Origin of the sequence: Treponema sp. OMZ 803, from assembly GCF_024181165.1 — a bacterium.
Lineage (GTDB): Bacteria > Spirochaetota > Spirochaetia > Treponematales > Treponemataceae > Treponema.
Genome location: NZ_CP051195.1, coordinates 2,313,241 through 2,335,453, shown reverse-complemented (window position 1 = coordinate 2,335,453; position 22,213 = coordinate 2,313,241). Strand labels below are relative to the sequence as shown.

The window sequence follows — 22,213 nt, the reverse complement described above, 5'->3', positions numbered from 1 at the left end:
TATATTCCTCCAGTAATGTTTTTTATTTATTTCCAGCCTTTAAGCCATAGATTGCAATCGTTTATAAAATAGTCCTCAATAGAAAAATCGCTAAAATCATTTTTTATAAAATAGTTCTTAACGGCATTTTCCCATTCAGTTGGAGAACAATTCTCTTTGCCCAAAAATTCCAATTCTTTCAGTGATTTTCTATTATGTGAATCAAAAACAATTCCGTATTTTTTTGGATTTAAAAGAAAGCAAATCTTACTTTCATAAGAATGCGGGTATTTATCTTTTGTCCATTCTCTATAATTACCTTTGAGAATTTTTTCTTTATTTTCCCATAGGCGTTCTATAAGGGCTGAAAAATATTCTTTCTTAGGAAATTCATCTTGTTCGTTTTGTGCATCATTATCTTTTTTTACAGTTCGTAGAACTCCCCATTGAGAGCCAATAATATAAACGACATCCTTAAAACTGTCCTTATCATTGCTTGTTATTGCATCAATCAAAAATTTCCTAAATATCTTTTTCTGAAATAGATTTATTGCTTTATACAGTGCTTTTTCCGTTTCAGAAAGAATGCTATCTTTGTTTTTGTCCATCTTTTCATTATCTCCTTACAGATTATTCTTATTTGATTATCAATTAATCCGATTTATTATGAATGCCGTGACAATGCATATAATTCCATTGCATAATGAATATTTACACCATTACAAGCCGCTTAGGTCTAAGAAACTAGGTTTGTATTCTTCTTCCGTAAGCGTAACCGGATGCCGAACGCCTGTATAGCAGAATATGCAATTATCAAAATTTAATGAAATTGTATCAGCGTCTTGAGGTATAGTTAAACATTCAATCAGCTTTTCATATATCGCTTGTGCATTTGTTTCTGAATAGACTTCAATAGTTCTACCGTTGTTAAATTCAATCCGACAACGAGCGTCACCGTAAGACCCAATCAAGCCTACATAAGTGATTTCTTCGGCTCTAAAGAAAAGTTTAGAATTTAGTTGTATAAACATATTTACATCCCTTCTCCTTGTAAATTATTTTAACGTTCCTATTTTCCTTACAATCGGCACCATAAGCCGATTTTTTTTATTATACTCCATCCCTTACATATTCTTTTGGTCATTTTTCCTAAAAACTTTGGGAATTTTTCCCAAGACATGAATATCGGTTCGTGTTATACTAGATATGGTCGATAGTTTCATTACCGAACAATTTTACTGGAAAATCATGCTGCTAAGTCTTATTAAGAAAATTTTTAAAATCGAGTCGATATTTATCTACACCGCGCTCGCAATCTTTTTTTGCACAATTTTTTTTAAGCGGGCAAGTAACAATCTGATTCAGAAACTCGACACGGAAATGTTAGTGCTTCAAATGGATCCGAAAAGCATAGTTGCCGACTGTGACGACGTTGACGTTTTTTCGGAAAATCCTGTAGATTTTGAATTAATTGCCTTTAAACTAAGATCAGACTACCAAGCCTTTACTTATTTTGATGCACCTCTAAAAAAAGAACTTGAAGCAATCATTCAAAACATTCAAAGTGGTAATCGTAACACGGATGCTATTATCAGTTTTCAAAATCACATTCATGAGGTGCAGACAAGGCTGAACCTCGGCTACGACTCTCTTTTATATAGCGCCCTTTTTCTGATTGCGATTGCAGCTTTTATAATCCTTGAAAAATTCTTTAAAAATTCAATGCAACTCGAACAACTTAAAACAATGCAAACCGAACAGAGTAATTTCAGCCGCGACCTTCACGACGGAGTTGCACAGAATCTTGCCGCGCTCAATATCTATCTTGAAAAAGAAGATTTTTCAAAATCGAAATTTTACGCAAAACAAGCCCTAAACGAAATTCGTTATATGATAGGCTCCGGAAGTATTGAGTTTACGGAAGATTTTGAAAAAATTATACGCGAGATTTGCACTGCATTTGAAGTGAATTTCGGAATAAAAACAAATCTATATGTTGCAAGTCAGAAAATAATTGCGCTCAAAAATACGCAAAAGACACATCTTATCAGAATTTTGCAGGAGGCGTTGAGCAATATTTCACGGCATTCCGATGCGACACAAGTTGAAATAAAAATTGTGGACGGGATTGATGATTTCCGTTTTATCATCTGCGATAACGGAAAAGGTTTTGAAGAAACCGAAGTTGCAAGCAAGAAGCAAAAAGCTGCCGTAAAGCATTACGGACTTACCAATATCAAAAAGCGTGCCCAAATGATAGACGGCAGTGCGGATTTTATAAATGAAGGAGGTTTTACCATTGCAATCACCGTTAAAGATTCTGTTCATTGATGATCACACGGGTTTACGGGACGGAATGATTTTTATGCTTCAAAACAGAAATCCGTCACTTTCTATAACAGGCGTGGGGACAATCCCGGAAGCACTAAAAAAGCTTAATGAAGATAAAGATATCAAAATTGTGGTTCTCGATTTAAACCTCGACGGTGAAAACTCGCTTGAATCGGTTTCAAAAATCAGAGGTGTGAAATCTGATATCTTCATTTTGGTTTACACTATGTACAATGATGATATTCACGTAGAACATGCACTTTTGATCGGCGTTCAAGGTTTTATTACAAAAGAAGCCTCGATTGATGAAGTTGAAAAAGCAATCCTTGCGGTAGGTTCAGGGAACACGTATTACAATAGCGTTGCAAGCAAAGTTTTGCGCACTCTTTTACCGCAGAACAAAGGCAAGCACATCGTCCGCGACGAAAAAAGTTATCTTTTTGATAATTACAAAAGTCTTTCAAAAAAAGAGCAAGAAGTTTTCATTCATCTTGCTGAGGGTCTTGATGTAGTTGAAATTGCAAAACTGCTTGGAAAATCGGAAAAAACAATCTTAAATCAGCGGACTGCCGTTTACGGAAAAATGTTTATTCGCGATCGGCATGATTTGATTGAAAAAGCAAAACTTTTAGGGCTGCTATTTTAATGAGAAAAAATGTAATGAAACGAATCAGCCGAAGGATGTTTACAGTCATTTTCACCATTGCAAGCATTGTGATTAATTGTATGTGTTCATATCTTGCAGGGCTTGTTGCTTTTCCTTTGTATTTGGATTCTCTGCTTACTATTGCTGTAACAGCCTTGTGCGGACTTATTCCGGGGATTGTATGTGCAATCGCAAGTAACGCTCTTTTGTGCATTTTTGCAAATACAGGGATTCTTTTTATGCTATGTCATATTTCTACCGCAGTAGTTGCACATCTGGTATTTTATTCCGAACGGAAAAAAGCCAAGACACCTTTAAACCCGAATACCCCTTATACAGATATTTCTTACACAACCGAAAATTTTATGTGGATAGGTTTTATCTCAGCCATTACCAATTCAATTCTGGGTGACACCATTTCCTATCTTTTTTACTCAGCAAATACCTCCATTCCTCAAGTAGACAACGCCGTTCAAGGAATATATGTTGTAACACAGAGCTTAACATTTGCGGCATACTTCGGCGGCACCGTTACAAATTTGATAGATAAAGTTTTCAGTGCAACAGTAAGCTTGTTCGTATATAGATTTTATAAAAAATCAATAGCGTCGGCGTAGAGTACTTCCGTTGTGTTTATAATTCATAGTAGATCGGGAATAACCGTGATGTGAGTATGTCATATCACGGGATAGTATTATTTGGATGCCCGCGCGATAATGTTATACACTGCATCATGGATAACCGAGTTGGTGATTAATAAATCATCGATTTCTTGTCGCGGCTTATTCGATAGATTGGTTACCTTACCGCCCGCTTCGCTGACAATCAACTTACCGGCGCAGGAACTTAAGCCCATCGAGGGTTTGACGTTGATCATCGCTTCGCTTTTGCCGGTTGCAAGCCAGATAAGCTCATAGACCGTACAAACAATTATCCGTATGCCGCGTACATGCGGCTGCAATTTTTGTATAAGGTCGAGGACTTTTTCGCTGTATTCGGTATTATAACTCGATGTTAAACAAATACTGACAATCGATTCGTCAAGGCGCGAACGCTGCGACACCCGCAGTTTCATAGTGCCGCAGTACGCTCCCTCTCCTTTGATTGCGTAGTAAATAGCGTTATTCGGCCAATCGAATATGATGCCGAAAATCGTTTCTTTATTTTTCCGTAAGGCGAGCGTTGTGCCGAACATTGGAATACCGGCAGCAAAATTCACCGTACCGTCAATCGGATCGATAAGCCATTCGTAGGGGCTTTCCCCACGGTTTTCGCCGTATTCTTCGCCGATAAACGTATGATCGGGAAAGCGCTGCCGGATGCCTTCTACAATTGCTTGTTCCATAAACCGGTCGGTAAACGTGGCAATATCGTTCAATTCTTTTTTTTCAATCCCCTGAACATTATATCGTGATGCTTCCCGATAGGCTCCCGTTATCAGCGGAACCAAATAATCGCAGAGTTGATGTAATGTTTCTGACGTCATGCTGCTATCCATTAAACTGCAAGTGCGAACCTCTAAAAACTAACCTTGAGTTTTAGAGATGCCCAAGTGACCCATCGCAATATTTGCTTCGGTTTCTTTATCGAAGAGGATGATGGAGTTGCCGGAAAAATCGAATGAGACTTTTTTATCAATGTCATAATCGACACTGCCGAACACAACGGAAGTAAGAATGGTACCGTGCGAATTGATTTTAACGGTTGTTTCCATGCCCGCAGGTAAGGTTGAAAAGACGGTTCCCTCTACACTTCCGTGTTCACTTATCTGCACATATTCAGGACGGATGCCGAGAATAACGCTTTTTTCTTCAAACGGGAGCGGCGTATCGCTGACAAATTCCGCCTGCAATCCGCAAAATTGAATGCTACCCTTACGGTATTCCGCCTCGATAAAATTCATAGTAGGATTGCCGATAAAGTCGCCGACAAATACACACGACGGCTTATTGTACATCTCAAGCGGAGCGGCGTATTGCTTTAACAGTCCCTTTTCCATAATGCAGACCTTCGTAGAAAGCGTCATCGCTTCCAACTGATCATGCGTAACATACACAAATGTGGAATCGGTAGTGCTGTGCAGCCGTTTCAGTTCAACCCGTATTTCCGTCCTCAGCTTTGCATCAAGGTTTGACAGCGGCTCATCCATAAATAAAATTTTTGGATTGGGAGCAAGCGTTCGCGCAATGGCAACCCGCTGCTGTTGACCGCCTGAAAGCTCACTCGGATATCTTTTTTCAAATTGCTCGATTTTCAGCAAGGCAAGCAGCTCCGCCTCCCGTTTTCTAATGCGCCGGCTATCCCACTTTAAGTTTTGCAAGCCGAATGCAATATTTTGATACACCGTCATGTGCGGCCACAACGCATAGTTTTGAAACAAAAAGCCGACATTCCGTTTTGACGGCGGCACATTGATTCCTTTCTCCGAATCGAAGACGGGTGTGCCGTCGATAATAATCTTTCCCGATGTAGGCGTTTCCAGTCCCGCAATCATCCGGAGCGTTGTCGTTTTTCCGCAGCCGGAAGGACCAAGCAGCGTTACAAATGCACGGTCGTCTATTGTCATATTGAGGTTATCAACGCCGACAAATTTTCCCCATTGCTTTGTCACCTGTTCCAATATAATCTCAGACATCTTATTTTCCTCCTACGCCTTTCGTAACGCTTGCGCCTGTCAATTTATTCACCACCCAGTTGATAAGCAGCACGATAATGACAATCAATAAGTTTAACGCATTGCCGTACTGAGAATATCCTTTTTCGTTGTAATACATCAGTAGGGTTGTTGTAATGAAATTACTATCCACAATCAAAAGCACGAACAACGATAGTTCGCGCATACACGAGATAAACGGCAAAAGATATCCCGACAAGAAACTCGGTTTTTGAATCGGAAAGATAATTTTCAGCATCCGTTTCCACCACGGCGTATTGGTTAAAATTGCGGCTTCTTCTATTTCACCTGACAGCTGCAGCATCGCGCCTGTAGCGGACTTCGTTGCAAAAGGCATATATTTAATCGCACCAACCAACACGAGCAGAAAAAACGACCCGTATAAAAACGACCAGTTAACCGATAGCGCAAGATACGCCATACCGAACGCCATTGAAGGAATAAGATATGGAATAAACGCAAGTGTGCTCACGATTTTTGATAGCTTGGAATGCCGTTTGTTTACAACCGCGTAGCCGACCAACAGTCCGCACGTACCGGCAATCAGTGCGCAGGCAAGTGAGAGCAGTAAGCTATGCCACAGCGCACTCCATACATGCGCATTGACCAAAATACCGCCTTCCCAGTTATAGTATTGCGCTTGCAGAGCTTGCGAATTGGGATCACCGATCCAGAAATTAAACGACATATTGCCGAGTGTATAATTACCGGCGCTTTTCAGTACCGATTCCAGTGCAAAGGTAATCATCGGCAGAATGGAGATAGCAAAGACGATAAGAAGACCTGCTGCTGCAAGCGGCCGCCGCGCTGCTTTTAGATTGATGAATGATACTTGCGAACTCTTGCCGGTTACCGTTGTGTATGACTTCCGTTTTCCGGTAAACAGGTTGTTGATGCCCAGTACGAATAGCCCTAATACTACCAGCACGATACCGACTGCATAGCCTTGCGCCGGATACGCCTGATTAAAGTAGGTCATCGAGGTGGTTAACGTCATAAAGCCGATAGGAGTACCGAGAAAAACGGGTACGGCATACGCGCTTACGGAACTGGCGAACACCAGCAAAAACGTATTCATCATCGCGGGAGCTACAATCGGCAAAGTAATCTTTGTAAGGATTCTCCAGCGCGGCGTTTTTAGAATGGTCGCCGCTTCTTCAAGGTTTGCATCCATGTTTTTCAGAATACCGCCGATCAGAATATAGGCAAACGGCGCATAGTGAATACCGAGCGTCATCCCGATAGGGAACCGTCCGTAAACAAACCACTCCGGCGCATAGACATGGAACAACGAAGCGATAATCCCGTTTGCACTGCATCCGTGCACCGTTACGTTAGCAAACATATTGTGCCAAAAAAGTGCAATCGTCCACGACGGCATAATGTACGGGAATAAAAGTAGCGCCGATATCGGTTTTTTCAGCGGGATGTTCGTCCGGTTGATAAACCATGCAAATACTCCGCCGATAACAATCGCAACTGCGGAAGCAATCAACGCCATGGAGATTGAGTTAAACAGCGGAACGTAAAAGTAATTTTTACTGTAGTTATACTCCGACGTGAGTAAAAGCGATTTCCATCCGCTGAGCGATATGCTTCCCGCCGGCTCTCCATGAAACAAAGCCTCCCGTAAATGTACGGTAAAACTTTCGATAATCATCGAAATGAGCGGGAAGATAGTCGTTGCACCGAGTAAAATGAGCGCAACGGTAAGAATGATATTTGAGGGCTGAGAGAAAAATGCTTTTAACTTGTTGCCGGCCCTCTTCACGGTAAGTGTCATAGGTTTCATATATATACAAGATACGGATCAATTATACCCTTCAAGAAGTTTGACAATCGATGCCCAATCTGATTTTACATCGGTATAATTTTCCAGTACAAATCCGTCGAGTAACGAATCTATGTCCTGTTGTACCATGCTATTTGTAGAATACACTCCATTCCCTTCCTGATAGGTTGCAATGCCTTCTGCCGTTGACAGATAGTTAATAAAGAGCATCGCCGTATACGGACGGTCGGTTGATTTTTGCAATCTGTGTATAAAATTTATAAAATATGAAAGGAGATGGTTTTTCAATACTCTTGTGGCTTATCTTGCTGCCTTAAACTATTTGCGGCGGGGCTTCGGGAGGCTGGTAGAAAGCCTCGTGTTTTACGGCGCGATACATCGGAGATGCTTCTTCACGAATAAAAAAAGGCGCCGCAAAACTTTTACAGCGCCTTTCATAACAAAGCCGCTTGTCTCCAACCGGAAGCAAGCGGCTTGTTTTTATCGTTACATCACTGAATACCTCTAACAATCTCGTTTGATCGTTAGAGGTTTTCTCTATTCAGTATCCGCTTAGAACGGGCGATCGGCAAGATATTTATACTCCTGCCAGCGCCGCTTCGCCTTCGCAACCGCTTTATCAAGCAGCATTTGAGCGCGTTCGGGGTTTGCATTCTTTAACGACTTGAAGCGTACTTCTTTATACATAAAGTCTGCAAGGTTAAAGTCCGGCTCTTTGCTGTCAAGCTGGAAGGGGTTCTTGCCTTGATCTGTTAAGCGCGGGTCGTAGCGGTACAACGGCCACAGACCGCAGGTAACAGCCTCTTTCTGGTTCGACATACCCTTCGTCATGTTGATACCGTGGTTGATACAATGGCTATATGCGATGATGATCGAAGGCCCGTCATAGCTTTCAGCTTCACGGAACGCCTTGATAACCTGCGACATATTTGCACCCATGGAAACCTGCGCAACATACACATAGCCGTAGCTCATCGCCATCATACCGAGGTCTTTTTTGCTGGTCTCCTTACCGGAGGCGGCGAATTTTGCGATAGCGCCGATCTGCGTTGCCTTTGACATCTGACCGCCGGTGTTGGAATACACCTCCGTATCGAGTACCAGTACGTTGATGTTTCTACCGGAAGCAAGCACGTGATCCAAGCCGCCGTAGCCGATATCGTATGCCCAGCCGTCACCGCCGAGTATCCATACGGAACGCTTAACAAAGTGATCGGTCAAGGACAGCAGCTCTTTTGCGAGCGGGTCGGAAGATTTTTCCAATTCCTTTTTCAGATCGGCAACAAAGCCGCGCTGCTCATCGATTGCCGCATCATCGGCCTGTGTATTACTCAGTACTTTATCGATAGTGGCCGCAGCGATACCTTTCTCTTTGAGCTTTCCGGCAACTTCGCGCGCGTATTCCGCAAGCTTATCGCTGGTTAAGCGCATACCGTAACCGAATTCGGCAGCATCTTCAAAGAGGGAGTTCGACCATACCGGCCCTCGTCCGTCCGCGCGTTTTGCATACGGAGTCGTGGGGAGGTTACCGCCGTAAATGGAAGAACAACCGGTCGCGTTTGCAATAACGGCACGATCGCCGAAGAGTCGCGACAGAACACCGATATAGGGAGTTTCACCGCAACCTGCGCAAGCGCCGGAGAACTCGAAGAGTGGGCGGCGCATACCGATACCTTTCGGCTGGCTCAAGTTGACCTTGCGCGTATCGGGGTCGGGAAGGCTCATAAAGAACTTCCAATTTTCCGATTCAACAGCACGGTGCTCGACAAAGCCTTCCATATTAATCGCTCTAATCGCCGGATTTTCCTTAGACTTTGCAGGACACTGCTCCACGCAGATACCACATCCCGTACAATCTTCGGGAGAAACCTGAATGGTAAAGAGGGAATTATCGAATTCCTTGCCCTTATACGGTATAGAGCGGAATGCGGAAGGCGCATGGCCGATATTGGATTTATCGTAGACCTTCATTCTGATAGCAGCATGAGGACACACAATGGTGCACTGACCGCACTGAATACAGAGTTCGCTCTTCCAAATCGGTATATGCTCTGCAATTGCACGTTTTTCATACTGAGTCGTTGCAGTCGGGAAGGTACCGTCTGCCGGAATTTCGCTCACCTTTACCGCATCACCTTCATTGATAGCGATTTTGCCTAATATTTTGCGGACAAACTCCGGCGCATCGGCGCTCATTGCGGCATGGCGAGAAAGTTTACTCGTCGCCTCTTTGGGATAGGTAACCTGTTCAACCCCTTCAAGCGCCATATCGATGGTCTTGATGTTCTTCTGAACGATTTCCGGTCCTTTCTTGCCGTAGGATTTTTCGATAAATTTCTTAATCAGCGCTACCGCTTCGTCCTCGGGCAAAATACCGAAAATCTTAAAGAATGCGGTCTGCATAACGACGTTGATACGGTTGCCCATACCCGCTTTTTCCGCAATCTTGACACCGTCGATAACGTAGAACTTCGCTTCTTTCGCGATAAGGTCTTTCTGCACTTCTATCGGCAGATGCTCCCATACTTCATCCTTATTCCAGTGGCTGTTTAAAAGGAAAGTACCGCCTTTTTTAAGACTCTTGAGCATATCGTAGGTTTCGAGGAAGGTGAATTTATGACACGCAATAAAGTCTGCTTGTCCGACGAGGTAGGGCTTGCGGATCTTTTTCTTGCCGAAGCGCAGGTGCGATGTGGTAATTGATCCGGACTTCTTGGAGTCGTACACAAAATAGGCTTGCGCGTTGTTGTCGGTCGCTTCACCGATAATTTTGATGGAGTTCTTGTTAGCGCCGACCGTACCGTCCGAGCCGAGCCCGTAGAACATCGCCTGATGCATACCGGAATCGTCAACATGGAAGTGATGATCGTAGGCAAGGCTTACATGCGTTACGTCGTCTTCGATACCAACGGCAAAGTTGCTCTTCTTTTCTCCTTCCATATTATCAAATACGGCTTTAACCATTGCCGGAGTGAATTCTTTTGAACCCATACCGTAGCGACCGCCGAGGATAACGGGATAGTGAGTAAAGGGGCATTTCTTTGCAGCCTGCATTTCACCGATTGCAGTGCGCACATCTTCGTAGAGGGCTTCGCCGAGCGAGCCGGGTTCTTTCGAGCGGTCGAGTACGGTGATATTCTGTACGGAAGCGGGCAATGCTTTTACAAAGGCTTCCGCGCTGAAGGGGCGGTATAAGCGTACTTTGAGTAAGCCGTACTTTTTACCTTGGCTATTCAGATAGTCTACGGTCTCTTCTACCGTGTCAGCACCTGAACCCATCAGAATGATGATCGATTCCGCATTGGGATCGCCATAATAGTCGAACAGGTGATAAGCGCGTCCGGTTAAGGTCGCGTATTTATCCATAACCCGCTGAACGATTTCGGGGGTTGCCAGATAGTATTTATTAACCGCTTCGCGCGCTTGGAAGTATACGTCGGGGTTCTGAGCGGTTCCGCGAATCATCGGTTTTTCCGGCGTTAAGCCGCGGAGACGGTGTGCGCGTACCAGATCGTCATTGACCATCTGGCGCATCACATCCTGCGAAACTTCTTCAATCTTCTGAATTTCGTGAGAGGTTCTAAAACCGTCGAAGAAGTGGAGGAACGGAACGCGCGCTTCAAGCGTCGCAGTATGAGCGATAATCGCGAGATCCATAACTTCCTGTACGGAGTTTGAAGCCAGCATTGCCCAACCGGTTTGGCGGCATGCCATAACGTCCTGATGGTCGCCGAAGATGGAGAGTGCACTGGTTGCCAAAGCACGGGCTGCAACGTGGAATACCGTGCTGGTAAGCTCACCGGCAATTTTGTACATATTGGGGATCATCAGTAAGAGACCCTGTGATGCGGTAAAGGTTGAAGAGAGCGCTCCCGTGGTTAATGCACCGTGAACGGCTCCGGAGGCTCCTCCTTCGGATTGCAGTTCGACGACTTGCGGCACGGTTCCCCAGATATTGGTTTTTCCGTGGGCGGAATACTCATCGGCAACTTCCCCCATCGGGCTTGACGGCGTGATAGGATAAATTGCGATAACTTCGCTGAGTGCATGCGCGACATGACCGGCGGCAGTATTACCGTCAATCATTACGAGGTTTTTTTCAGGCATAGTATCGTCCTTCTAAAGTATGGTGTGAATGGGTGCGTATACTATATTATTCAATATAATATATCCGATTTGCATACAGCATAGTCTTTTAATGCAAAAAGTGCAAGAGTTGGACAATAGTTTCTTTTTGCCGTTTAAGTGCATTTTAAACGGAGCTTTATCGAGGTAAAAATCTTTTAATCCGCTATTCATGATTGCCCCCGTGTGCTATACTCATCGGCAAATGAATTTTTCTAATTGTAATCTTGATTCCACTCTTTTACAGGGGCTTGAAGAAGCCGGTTATATTGAATGTACTCCGGTTCAAGAGCAGGTGTTTTCCGCAGGAATGGACGGTTCCGATCTTTATGTACAATCTCAAACAGGTACGGGAAAAACAGCTGCGTATCTGGTAACACTGATGCAACGGATGCTTGCTGCAGGAACCGAAGACCGCCGCCCCGCTTTGATTCTTGTTCCCACGCGGGAACTTGCCGTACAGGTCGAAGAAGAAGCGCTTAAATTAGGTAAACATACGGGGATCCGTGCCGCGAGCTTTTACGGCGGCGTCGGGTATCAGCAGCAGGAAGAAGCGCTTAAAAACGGAGTAGACCTTATCATCGGTACCCCCGGTCGCGTTATCGATCTTGAAAAATCAAAAACCATGAAGCTGAAAAATGTCGGCTTTTTAGTCGTTGATGAAGCAGACCGTATGTTCGATATGGGCTTTTATCCTGATCTGCGCAGCCTCCTTTCGGTATTGTCCAAGGCGGAAGAACGGCAAACGATGCTGTTCAGCGCGACCTTAAATACGTGGGTAAAAAACCTTGCATGGGAATACACTATCGATGCAAAAGAGATCACCATCGATGCGGATAATGTGACGGTTGATGAAATCAATCAGAAGCTGTTCCACGTGGCTGCGGAACAAAAGATGTCCCTGCTGCTCGGTATCTTGCGTAACGAAAAACCGGAGAATGCCATCATCTTCTGCAACACCAAAAAGACAACGGAGATTGTTGCAAAGCGGCTGCGCATTAACGGCTATGCGACGGAATTCCTCATCGGCGATTTACCCCAACCGAAGCGGCTGCATATTATCGATTCGTTTAAGGCGGGTAAACTCAGCTGTTTGGTTGCAACCGATGTCGCGGCGCGGGGAATCGACATCAACGACCTCGCAATGGTTATCAACTACGACCTTCCGAATGAGGCGGAGAACTACGTACACCGAATCGGTAGAACGGCGCGAGCGGGAAAGACCGGCGCTGCGTACAGTCTCTGCTCGGAACAGGATGTGTACAACCTTCCCGATATCGAAAAGTATATAGAAGCAAAGATACCGGTTGTTATCCCCGGCGAAGAAGATTTTGAAAAAGACCGCAGCGCCGATCAGTATATACGGCTTGACCGCGACTCCTTTGACGAAGAACGATCCGGCGGACGGTTCGGACGCAAGCCGCGCCTCGGCGAAAAATCGAGGCGGGAAGAGAGAGACTCCCGGCGCAGCGTTAAAACAGCGAAACCTGCTTCCCGGCTTACCGATTCAAAGCGTAAAAAGAAAGGCACGCAGGGAGAAGACAAAACCGATAAAAAATCTGCCGACTCACTCGGCGGTTTGAGCTTTGAAGAGCGGATGGCATATTACAAAAACCGGTACGGAAAAAAACTTGCCTCACAGGATAGCGCCGCCCTTGCAGATACCAACGAGGGTACGGAAAGCGTCAAAGAAAGCCGCAATGCTCAGCCCGCTGCCGACAAGAAAGGAAAGGCGGGAGCCCCAGTAAACCGCGCTAAAAACCGGCAGGGACAGCCTGAGAAAAAGCGGCGCAAAGGTGATAAATATGTTCCGTCTCAAACGGGCGATACACGGCAGGGTTCAAAGCAAAAGAGACGGCCGAACCAAGACCGAATGCCTGAACAGCGGAGCCGAACCGGAAAGGCGCCGGTACAGTCTTCGGCACAAGCCCAGCCGGTAAAACAAAAAACAGGTATATTCGGTATGCTGAAAAAACTGTTTACCGGAAAGTAAGGAGTGATGAGAGATATGGATGCAGTAAAACGCTTTTTTAAATACATTGCAGTCGATACCAAATCGAATGAGGATAACCCCGAATGCCCCAGCACCAAGGGACAGCTTGAGCTTGGAAAGATGTTAGTGCAGGAATTGCACGAGCTGGGCGTAGCCGATGCCGAACAGGATGCGCACGGATATGTCTACGGAACAATCCCTGCCAACACCGATAAAAAAGTGCCGGTTATCGGATTTATTGCACACATGGATACCGCGCCCGACTTGGACGGAAAATGTGTCAATCCGAAAATTGTGCACTACACAGGCGGCGATATTAAACTGAACGAGACCTATTCGCTGACGGTAAAGGAATTTCCGTTCCTCAACAAACTTATCGGCGAAGACATTATCACCACTGACGGCACCACGCTTTTGGGTGCGGATGATAAATCGGGCATCACCATCATCATGGGGATGGTTGAATACCTCCGTGACAACCCGCAGGTGCAGCATGGTACGATTAAAATCGGCTTTACCCCCGATGAGGAAATCGGCAGAGGTGCAGACCTCTTCGATGTAAAAAAATTCGGTGCGGATTTTGCGTATACCATCGACGGCGGAGAAATCGGCGAGTTGGAGTACGAAAACTTTAACGCTGCAAGCGCTAAAATCGAAATTCAAGGGAAGAACGTCCATCCGGGTACGGCAAAAAATATCATGATCAATTCGCTGCGAGTTGCCGGCGAGCTGGACGCTATGCTGCCGGTAGAACAAAAGCCCGAATATACGGAAGGGTATGAAGGCTTCTTCCTCCTTACTCACCTTAACGGCGCAGTGGATCACACCTCCATGTCGTACATTATCCGCGACCATTCTACCGACAAATTTGAGCAAAAGAAGACGCTGCTGCGGAATGCCGTTGCTTTTTTGAACACAAAATACGGCGCCATCATCACGCTTTCCATTACAGACAGCTACTATAATATGCGCGGACAAATTGAACCGCATATCGAAATTATCGACCTTGCGAAGAAGTCTATGGAAGAGATCGGCATCACGCCGATTATCCATCCCATCCGCGGCGGGACGGACGGCGCACGGCTTTCGTTTATGGGACTGCCTTGCCCGAACATCTTTGCCGGCGGCTTTAACTTCCACGGGCGTTTTGAGTGCATCCCCGTCAGCTCCATCTATAAGGGGATCGATTTACTCATCCGTATTATCGAGAATGCCGTAGGGTAAATAGGCTGTGATTGTTAAAAATAGGTTTGTTGTAAGCTACCTTGGAATAATTGACATGATATAATAGATAATGATAATAGATATTATGTAATTAATAATCGTTCTACCGCCTTGCGGCCATATTCGTGTTCTAGAGTGAGGATAAGCAATGAAGAAACAACTCGGCTTGCAAAAAAGACTGATTATTATTTTTGCAATATTTATTGTTACCGTATCGATTTTGCAGACTGTTTTGGCAGGCAGTATTGTCAGACGGGCCATTACCGCAAAAGTTATGGAATTACTGCAAAACAAAGCAATTACAACTGCCGAAAAGATCGATCATGAAATCGAGGATCTTTCCTTCTGGTTGGAAGGAGTTGCCGATACGCCGGTTCTGTTTGATGAAAGTTTAACTATTCAACAACGATTGCAAGAAATCGATTTCCTGATTAAACGTCAACCCTCCGTAAAAAACTACGGTATGGCAGGTATGGACGGCAACCTCATCCGTGCCGACGGGAGTAGTTTTTTTTGCGGCGATCAACCGTGGTACAACACGGTTGTGAGCGGAACACCGTTCTTGTCCGAACCCTTTCAAGCAGGAAAAGATGTTTTTCTTATCTCGTATGCAATTCCTATGTATGATAAAGATAAGCGGATTAGCGGCTTTTTTTCTATTGATATAGACGGGCAATATCTTTCCGATATCTGTAAAACGGTTACCGTTGGTGCAGGCGGTTCGGTTTTTATCGTCGGGACGAGTAGGAGAGTTATCGGTGATACCGATTTTAGTCGCGTTACAGCAAAAACGTCCATTAGCGAGGCTGCGAAGACCGATAAGGACATGGCTTCGTTATCTGTGCTTGTCGAATCGGTTTTTAGCTCGGATGATGTCGTGAACGGTTCGGGTTCGTATAACGGAGAAGCTCAATTTGTCGTAGGCAAGAAGATGGAAACCGGATGGGTTGTAATGCTGCGTGCACCGGCTAAAGAATTTTTAAGCGATGTCCGTATATTGAACCGTTGGATGTATCTGATCGGTATTGCAATGCTGCTTATCGCTGCTCTCGTAGTGTATTGGTTGTCACGTCGAATTATCAGCCCGATTGTACGTGTCGCAGCCGCATTAAAAGATATTGCACAGGGCGAAGGTGATTTAACCGTCAGTTTGCCGGTAACCGGCTTGGATGAAATCCGTAATCTTTCAGAATATTTTAACCAAACGATCGGAAAAATCAGAACAGCTATTCAATCCGTTGATAAAAATGCCGGGGCAATGACAAAGATAGGCGATGAGCTTGCCCAAAATATGTCTGAAACCGCCGGCGCTGCAAATGAAATCAGCACTCATATTGAGGACGTAAAGAGGAAGATATTTACCCAGGCCTCAAGCGTTACCGAAACATCCGCAACTATTGAAGAGATTATTCAAACCATTAAACAATTGAACACCAGTATTGCAACTCAAGCTGCGAGCGTTTCGGAATCTTCTTCGGCTATTGAAGAGATGGTTGCCAATATCGCTTCGATTACCAAGACTTTGGAGAGGACCGATGAATCGATAAAATCACTTGCATCTGCGACCTCCGACGGTAAAGAAACGCTGCACAGCTCCAATGCCATTACGCAAAAAATCGCCGAAGAGTCGGGCAGCTTAATAGAGGCGAGCGGTGTTATTCAACATATTGCCAGTCAGACAAACTTGCTTGCAATGAATGCGGCAATAGAAGCTGCCCATGCCGGCGAGGCGGGGAAGGGCTTTGCAGTTGTTGCCGATGAGATACGCAAGCTGGCCGAAGATTCGGCAACACAGGGAAAAACCATTACAACGACGCTTAAACAGTTCGGTACGGAAATCGAAAGCCTCTCAAATTCGGCACAAAGCGTTGAAGAAAAATTTAATGCCATTTTTAATCTGTCGGAACAGGTTAAGATGATGAGTAATCAACTGACCGAAGCAATGCGCGAACAGGAAAATGCCAGTAGGGAAGTGCTTACCGCAATTAAGAATATCAATACGGTTACAGTAGAAGTTAATAGCGGTTCTGCGGAAATGCTGAAGGGCGGTGAAAAAGCTGCAAAAGAAATGGCGATACTTGACGATCTTACCCGCGTTATCACCGGCAGTATGGACGAAATGACGTCGGGTGCATCATACATCAATACGTCTGTCCAAGAAGTTAACCAAATTACCCAGCGTAACAAAGAAAGCATCGCCGGTCTTGCTGCCGAAGTAAGCAAGTTTAAAGTCAATTAAAATAAATAGGGGAGGGACTTTTCTTTTTTTTCGATAAAAAGAAAAGCCCCCCGCTTGAGTTGCCTTCATTAAACTTTCAATAGACATAAAACCACATAAATAAAAACTTGACAAATTTACTTAGTAAACTTACAATATATTTACTAAATATATCCATCTTTAATAGGAGGAAGATATGAAAAAAAGCCTATTTGTTGTAATGATATGTACCCTGTGCGCAGTATTTTTCATCGGCTGCTCAAAGCAGGCTTCGCAAGGCACCGGCAAAACGGAAATCAGATTTGCTTCGTGGGATAGCGCCGAAACTTTGGAAGCCCAGCAAAAATTTGTCGATCGGTTCAATGAAACTCATAGCGATATTAAGGTCTTATTGGAATCCTATGGAGACGATTACGACATAAAAATCAGCGCCGGTATGGGGTCAGGGGATGCCCCCGATGTTATGTATATGTGGAACTATCCGGCCTACTACGAAGGTTTGGAAAACTTGGAACCCTATATCGAAAAAGAGGGGAAGGCCTATAAAGAAAATTTTTATGAAGCATTGTGGCCGTACAACCAGATGAAAGGAACAATATACGGTATGCCGGTCGGGTTTACGACGCATTGTCTGTATTTCAATAAAGATATTTTCGATAAAGCGGGTTTAGCTTATCCCTCTTCCGATTGGACATGGGATGATTTACAGAAAAACGCTCAGCTTATTACCGAAAAAGTTCCGGGTGTAAAAGGTTTCGCATTTCCGGTAAAGGATGATCCCTATGTTTTTGAAATGTATCTTTGGAGCAATGGAACAAGCTATATGGACAACAACGGAAATACCGACGGATATTTGAATGCTCCCAAAAGTATAGCCGTATTCGATATGTTCCAAAATATGGAAAAACAGGGATGGGCTATTGCAACCGAAAAAGACGGCACGGATGAAATGAGCGGCGGTAAAACCGCTATGTATGTTTATGGGGGCTGGGTGGTTGTGCGTTTTAATCGAGAAAACTTGAATTACGGTATTGTCGAAATTCCCGCCTTTGCAGGAGCAGGGAAAGATTCTGTAAGTATTCTCAGCAGTTCGGGATTATCGATTGCAAAAAGCTCAAAGCATAAGGATGCTGCGTGGGAGTTTATAAAATACTGGACGGGAACTGAATTAAATAAAGAGCGTATCGGATATGAACTGCCGGTTTTAAAGTCGGTTGTTGCCGAAGCGAACATCATGACCGACGAGAAAATTGCTCCCTTCTATGCTATGCTTGGACACAGCGCAGGCTACACTCCTTCGGCCTTTATAAGTCCTACGTGGTCTGCTCTGTCGGATGAGTTATCCTTAGCTTTTGAAAGAATCTTTAATCCGACTACATTGGAAAGCAGTGCAAGCGTTCTAAACGAGATAAAATAAATACGCAGCACATAAAGCAGTTTGCTTTACTAGACCTGTTCGATAACTCCGTTATCGAACAGGTCGACGAGTTCTAAATCGCGCAAATAGCACGATTTAGAACATCGCATTTTAAGGAAACCTGTTCTGAAACTGAAGTTTCCGAACAGGTCTACTGTAGTGCGGAACCTCAAGTACCGTGGGGCTGTCGAAAAAGTAACCAACTTTTGAGACATCCCCATAGTGATTTAAAATTTTACAGTTTTTTTTCAAGATAAGGACATTAGGAGGAATTTTTAAAAATGAAAAAAAAGAGCGTAATAGCTCCTTATCTTTTTATTTCTCCATGGGTGATAGGATTCATTGTTTTTACCGCAGGGCCTCTGCTGATGTCGCTTATTATGAGCTTTTTTGATTGGTCTATTACAAAGCCACCCGTCTTTTCCGCCTTTAAAAATTATATTACGATGTTCACGCAGGATAAGCAGTTTTACCGTTCGCTGTTTATCACATTAAAATATGCCGTTATTTTTGTGCCCCTGAATATGTGCCTTGCGTTGTTTTTGGCACTGTTGATTTCTCAGCCGGTTGCGGGCGTTAAATTTTTTAGGACAGTCTTTTATATCCCCACCGTTATTTCAGGTGTTGCCGTTTCGATTGTGTGGGGATGGCTGTTGAATGCCGATTACGGCATCTTCAATTATCTTTTGTCTTTAATAGGTATCTCCGGCCCTAAGTGGCTGTTAGATCCGTCGTGGGCATTGGTTGCCGTTGTGCTAGCAAGTGCCTTCGGAGTCGGTACGATGATGCTTATTTTTTACGCAAATATCAAAACCATTCCGGCGGATTTATATGAAGCTGCCGATTTGGACGGAGCGGGCGTTGCGCGTCAGTTTTTCAGTATTACCCTTCCGATTATTACGCCGACCATATTATTCAATTTGATAACTTCGTTGATAACGGCATTTCAGCAGTTGACATTGGTTATGCTGCTGACCGGCGGCGGGCCGTTAAATGCAACGTACTTTTACGGATTGTACGTGTACCGCAATGCATTTAAACATCACCGGCTGGGTTATGCCTCCGCGAATGCATGGGTTATGTTCATCATTATTTTGATATTGACGATGTTGGTGTTTAAGTCTTCTTCCGCATGGGTGTTTTATGAAACAGAAATAAAAAGAGGAAAACATGAGGCTGTCGAAAAAAAGTAAAATACTGATATACATTCTGCTGATAGCAATCGCTCTCTATTTTTTATTTCCGTTTATATATATGTTGCTAACCGTGTTTAAAACGGAAGCGGAGGCAAATGCATATCCGCCCCGCTTTTTCCCTAAAGAATGGCGTTGGGGTAATTTTGCTGCTGCATGGAAGTCCCAGCCCTTTGGGTTGTATTTTTTTAATTCGGTTCTTATTACGGTTATGACGACGATCGGGCAGCTCATTGCCTGTTCTTTAACTGCATACGGCTTTGCACGGTATCGGTTTAAAGGTAAAACCATTCTGTTTATCATCATGCTTTCTACGATGATGATTCCGTGGGATGTAACAATGATTCCGCTGTATATGGAGTTTAATCTTTTTGGTTGGATCAATACGTTAAAGCCGTTGATTGTGCCCGCCTTCTTCGGTTCGGCCTATTATATTTTTTTGATGCACCAATTTTTAGCGGGCGTTCCGCGCGACTTTGAGGAAGCCGCCCGTATCGACGGTGCTCATGCGTTTCAGATTTATGCACTGATCTTTATGCCGATATTAAAACCGCAACTTATTTTAGTTGCAGTCTTAAATATGCTGACGGTATGGAACGACTATCTCGGCCCGCTTATTTTCTTACAAAGCAGAGCAAAGTATACGCTCGCGTTGGGACTTGCGTCGTTTAAAGGTGTGCATGATACGCAGATTATTCCCATTTTGTGTATTACCGTCATTATGATTATCCCTCCTATTGTGTTATTTATGATTGCACAAAAATACATTATCGAAGGCACTTCAGGAGCAATAAAATGAACACATACGGTTTTGCGTATGGAATTGATACGGTACCTTTCAGTGCATGCGGTTCGTATTTTGCCGTTTCGGAAAATGAAGGAAAAGTATATATACGGGATCTTCACGGAGGGGACGGCGCCGTTTCGAATATCTATGAACTTTCGATAGACGGTTATGTATGGAAAGACTTGATATGCGAAAGAACGGAAACCGTTCTTTCATTTCATGCTCAAGATGATGCCGCCTGTTTTGTTACGCTGTTATGTACTGCTGATGACCGGCTGTTTATCAAAGCTGCCGGTTTTACCATCCGTTTAAAAGGAATTACGGACGGTGCATACGATACGCTTGTGCAGGTTTCCGAAGGGGAATATGAACATCAGCTGTATGATAAACAATTAAAAATATGCATGTCGGTTTTGGAAGGGCGCTGCACGGCAACATCAAAGTGGACGGTACGAGGAAGTGCCTGTCCTGTACTTACGGTTAATGCCGATGGGAAAGCTGCCTGCGCCGTGCTTAAAAGCACAACCGTTTCTTTTCGTTCTGATGTATGCACAAGGGACGACTTTGATAAAGCGGAACAACAGCTTGCATCTGAGTATGATGAATGGAAACGCCGCTTTCCTTGCTTCATCGAGGCGTATCAAGAAAGCCATTCGCTTGCCCGCTATATTGTATGGAACAATACCGTCCATGCGCAAGGAGCATTAACCTGCGATGCCGTGTATATGTCTAAAAACACCATGTTTAATATTTGGAGCTGGGACAATTGCTTTACGGCGCTTGCATTGGGCGGCGCGTATCCGAAGGAAGCCTACGGACAGCTGAAAATATTTTTTGACACGCAGGATGTTTTCGGTGCCTATCCCGACTATGTCAATAATACCTTTGCATCATTTAACTGCTTAAAACCGCCCATTCATGCGTGGGCATATAATAAATTGCTGGAAGCTGATCCGCTTTTTTCCCGGCAGGAATACTTTTTACCGGCGTATAAAAGTTTTTGCCGCGCCGCTCTTTACTGGCTTGACCGCCGCCGCCCGAACGGAAGCGCTTTTCCGTTGTACTACCACGGTAACGATTCAGGCTGGGATAATGCCTCCGTTTTCCATGAAGGCGTTCCGGTGGAATCTCCCGATTTAAGCGCCTTCCTCATTCAAAAAATGGATATCTTGTCCTCCTTTGCGCAAAGGCTTGGCAATGATACGGAGGCTGCACAGTGGAAGCGGCGGGCTGATGAACTCTTTGACAGCTTTATGGACAGGTTTTATGAGGATGGCGCTTTTCATGCATGGAATACCGGTACGGGCAGTAGAATTAGAACGGGGCATTCGCTGCTGATGTATCTGCCGTTGGTTATTGCCTACCGCATGGATAAACGGATTGCCGATGCATTAGTGCGTGATTTGGAACAAAACTTTGAAGCTCCGTTCGGACTCACTACTGAGCAAAAAGACAGTCCGCTATATAAGAAAGGCGGCTATTGGCTCGGCCCCCTGTGGGCACCTGTAACCTATTTGTTTATCGATGCACTAAGAGCGAACGGATATCCCGATTTCGCAAAACGTTTGGCGTACCGTTTTTTTGAGGTAACAAAAATCGGTTTAATGGCAGAAAATTACGATGCGTTTACGGGCTGCGGGTACGACGATCAGGCCTTCACATGGCCCGCCTGCGTATTCTTGCAACTTGAAAAAGAATTTGTATAAAAAAACAGGACAACCGCAATCGAAATATTTCAAGTGGTTGTATTCCTTCTGCACGAAATTTTCCCAAAATTTCGTGCAGTTTATTTTACAAGAAGGGTAAACGTATCAGACAAATAGATAAAACTCGC

General features: G+C 44.4%; 17 protein-coding genes. 10 read left to right on the top strand and 7 right to left on the bottom strand.

The genetic code is table 11. The features are described 5' to 3' along the window. Positions 1-26: 26 nt before the first annotated feature. Positions 27-587 (bottom strand): hypothetical protein, encoded by a 561-nt coding sequence (locus ABH09_RS10535; RefSeq protein WP_253714359.1) that lies wholly within the window; start codon positions 585-587, stop codon positions 27-29. Between the two features lie 111 nt (positions 588-698). Beyond that, positions 699-1,010 carry a hypothetical protein gene (locus ABH09_RS10530; RefSeq protein ID WP_253714358.1) on the bottom strand — a complete coding sequence of 104 codons (312 nt, stop codon included), beginning with the start codon at positions 1,008-1,010 and terminating at the stop codon, positions 699-701. A gap of 175 nt (positions 1,011-1,185) precedes the next feature. Here ABH09_RS10530 and ABH09_RS10525 point away from each other — a divergent pair, with 175 nt between their 5' ends. From ABH09_RS10525 to ABH09_RS10515, 3 genes are read left to right on the top strand one after another with little or no spacing between them, the layout of a single operon-like run. Beyond that, positions 1,186-2,310 (top strand): sensor histidine kinase, encoded by a 1,125-nt coding sequence (locus ABH09_RS10525; protein ID WP_253714357.1) that lies wholly within the window; start codon positions 1,186-1,188, stop codon positions 2,308-2,310. Next, a complete protein-coding gene (locus tag ABH09_RS10520) occupies positions 2,279-2,956 on the top strand; it encodes a response regulator transcription factor (RefSeq protein WP_253714356.1) in 678 nt (225 codons plus the stop codon). Before ABH09_RS10525 ends, ABH09_RS10520 begins: the two co-directional genes overlap by 32 nt. Positions 2,957-2,970: 14 nt before the next feature. After that, entirely contained in the window at positions 2,971-3,573 is a 603-nt protein-coding gene (locus tag ABH09_RS10515) for a hypothetical protein (RefSeq protein WP_253714354.1), read from the top strand. Positions 3,574-3,650: 77 nt separating this feature from the next. On the opposite strand, the gene ABH09_RS10510 is transcribed toward ABH09_RS10515, so the two are convergent. From ABH09_RS10510 to nifJ, 5 genes are all read right to left on the bottom strand, one after another. Beyond that, the gene (locus ABH09_RS10510; RefSeq protein WP_253714353.1) at positions 3,651-4,442 is read right to left on the bottom strand and encodes an inositol monophosphatase family protein; all 792 of its coding nucleotides are present in this window, start codon (positions 4,440-4,442) and stop codon (positions 3,651-3,653) included. A 39-nt stretch (positions 4,443-4,481) separates the two neighbouring features. Then, a complete protein-coding gene (locus tag ABH09_RS10505; protein ID WP_253714351.1) occupies positions 4,482-5,591 on the bottom strand; it encodes an ABC transporter ATP-binding protein in 1,110 nt (369 codons plus the stop codon). Position 5,592: 1 nt separating this feature from the next. Then, the gene (locus tag ABH09_RS10500) at positions 5,593-7,422 is read right to left on the bottom strand and encodes an ABC transporter permease (RefSeq protein WP_253714350.1); all 1,830 of its coding nucleotides are present in this window, start codon (positions 7,420-7,422) and stop codon (positions 5,593-5,595) included. Between the two features lie 18 nt (positions 7,423-7,440). After that, complete coding sequence (locus ABH09_RS10495; protein ID WP_253714349.1) at positions 7,441-7,665, bottom strand: hypothetical protein; 225 nt, start codon at positions 7,663-7,665, stop codon at positions 7,441-7,443. A 309-nt stretch (positions 7,666-7,974) separates the two neighbouring features. Continuing rightward, positions 7,975-11,529, bottom strand: coding sequence for a pyruvate:ferredoxin (flavodoxin) oxidoreductase (gene nifJ, locus ABH09_RS10490; protein WP_253714348.1), 3,555 nt, complete (start codon positions 11,527-11,529; stop codon positions 7,975-7,977). 223 nt (positions 11,530-11,752) lie between these two features. Here nifJ and ABH09_RS10485 point away from each other — a divergent pair, with 223 nt between their 5' ends. The 7 genes from ABH09_RS10485 to ABH09_RS10455 all read left to right on the top strand — a co-directional run bounded on the left by ABH09_RS10485 (position 11,753) and on the right by ABH09_RS10455 (position 22,085). Continuing rightward, positions 11,753-13,540, top strand: a complete 1,788-nt coding sequence (locus tag ABH09_RS10485) for a DEAD/DEAH box helicase (RefSeq protein ID WP_253714347.1) — start codon at positions 11,753-11,755, stop codon at positions 13,538-13,540. Between the two features lie 15 nt (positions 13,541-13,555). Beyond that, on the top strand, positions 13,556-14,764 hold the full coding sequence (pepT, locus tag ABH09_RS10480) for a peptidase T (protein ID WP_253714346.1): 1,209 nt from the start codon (positions 13,556-13,558) through the stop codon (positions 14,762-14,764). Positions 14,765-14,912: 148 nt separating this feature from the next. Next, positions 14,913-17,003 carry a methyl-accepting chemotaxis protein gene (locus tag ABH09_RS10475; RefSeq protein ID WP_253714345.1) on the top strand — a complete coding sequence of 697 codons (2,091 nt, stop codon included), beginning with the start codon at positions 14,913-14,915 and terminating at the stop codon, positions 17,001-17,003. A gap of 175 nt (positions 17,004-17,178) precedes the next feature. Next, on the top strand, positions 17,179-18,399 hold the full coding sequence (locus ABH09_RS10470) for an ABC transporter substrate-binding protein (RefSeq protein WP_253714344.1): 1,221 nt from the start codon (positions 17,179-17,181) through the stop codon (positions 18,397-18,399). A 281-nt stretch (positions 18,400-18,680) separates the two neighbouring features. Continuing rightward, positions 18,681-19,592, top strand: a complete 912-nt coding sequence (locus ABH09_RS10465) for a carbohydrate ABC transporter permease (protein ID WP_253714343.1) — start codon at positions 18,681-18,683, stop codon at positions 19,590-19,592. Further along, positions 19,570-20,391, top strand: a complete 822-nt coding sequence (locus ABH09_RS10460; RefSeq protein ID WP_253714342.1) for a carbohydrate ABC transporter permease — start codon at positions 19,570-19,572, stop codon at positions 20,389-20,391. Before ABH09_RS10465 ends, ABH09_RS10460 begins: the two co-directional genes overlap by 23 nt. Next, positions 20,388-22,085: an amylo-alpha-1,6-glucosidase gene (locus ABH09_RS10455; protein ID WP_253714341.1), complete on the top strand. Its 1,698-nt coding sequence runs from the start codon at positions 20,388-20,390 to the stop codon at positions 22,083-22,085. The genes ABH09_RS10460 and ABH09_RS10455 overlap by 4 nt, the downstream gene beginning before the upstream one ends. The last annotated feature ends 128 nt before the right edge of the window (positions 22,086-22,213 follow it).

Coding starts and splice junctions, on each gene's coding strand:
- ABH09_RS10535 (WP_253714359.1), bottom strand. CDS start 587: ATGGACAAAAACAAAGATAGCATTCTTTCTGAAACGGAAAAAGCACTG.
- ABH09_RS10515 (WP_253714354.1), top strand. CDS start 2,971: ATGAAACGAATCAGCCGAAGGATGTTTACAGTCATTTTCACCATTGCA.
- ABH09_RS10485 (WP_253714347.1), top strand. CDS start 11,753: ATGAATTTTTCTAATTGTAATCTTGATTCCACTCTTTTACAGGGGCTT.
- ABH09_RS10500 (WP_253714350.1), bottom strand. CDS start 7,422: ATGAAACCTATGACACTTACCGTGAAGAGGGCCGGCAACAAGTTAAAA.
- ABH09_RS10455 (WP_253714341.1), top strand. CDS start 20,388: ATGAACACATACGGTTTTGCGTATGGAATTGATACGGTACCTTTCAGT.
- ABH09_RS10460 (WP_253714342.1), top strand. CDS start 19,570: ATGAGGCTGTCGAAAAAAAGTAAAATACTGATATACATTCTGCTGATA.
- ABH09_RS10510 (WP_253714353.1), bottom strand. CDS start 4,442: ATGACGTCAGAAACATTACATCAACTCTGCGATTATTTGGTTCCGCTG.
- pepT (WP_253714346.1), top strand. CDS start 13,556: ATGGATGCAGTAAAACGCTTTTTTAAATACATTGCAGTCGATACCAAA.
- ABH09_RS10505 (WP_253714351.1), bottom strand. CDS start 5,591: ATGTCTGAGATTATATTGGAACAGGTGACAAAGCAATGGGGAAAATTT.
- ABH09_RS10530 (WP_253714358.1), bottom strand. CDS start 1,010: ATGTTTATACAACTAAATTCTAAACTTTTCTTTAGAGCCGAAGAAATC.
- ABH09_RS10465 (WP_253714343.1), top strand. CDS start 18,681: ATGAAAAAAAAGAGCGTAATAGCTCCTTATCTTTTTATTTCTCCATGG.
- ABH09_RS10475 (WP_253714345.1), top strand. CDS start 14,913: ATGAAGAAACAACTCGGCTTGCAAAAAAGACTGATTATTATTTTTGCA.
- ABH09_RS10525 (WP_253714357.1), top strand. CDS start 1,186: ATGGTCGATAGTTTCATTACCGAACAATTTTACTGGAAAATCATGCTG.
- nifJ (WP_253714348.1), bottom strand. CDS start 11,529: ATGCCTGAAAAAAACCTCGTAATGATTGACGGTAATACTGCCGCCGGT.
- ABH09_RS10470 (WP_253714344.1), top strand. CDS start 17,179: ATGAAAAAAAGCCTATTTGTTGTAATGATATGTACCCTGTGCGCAGTA.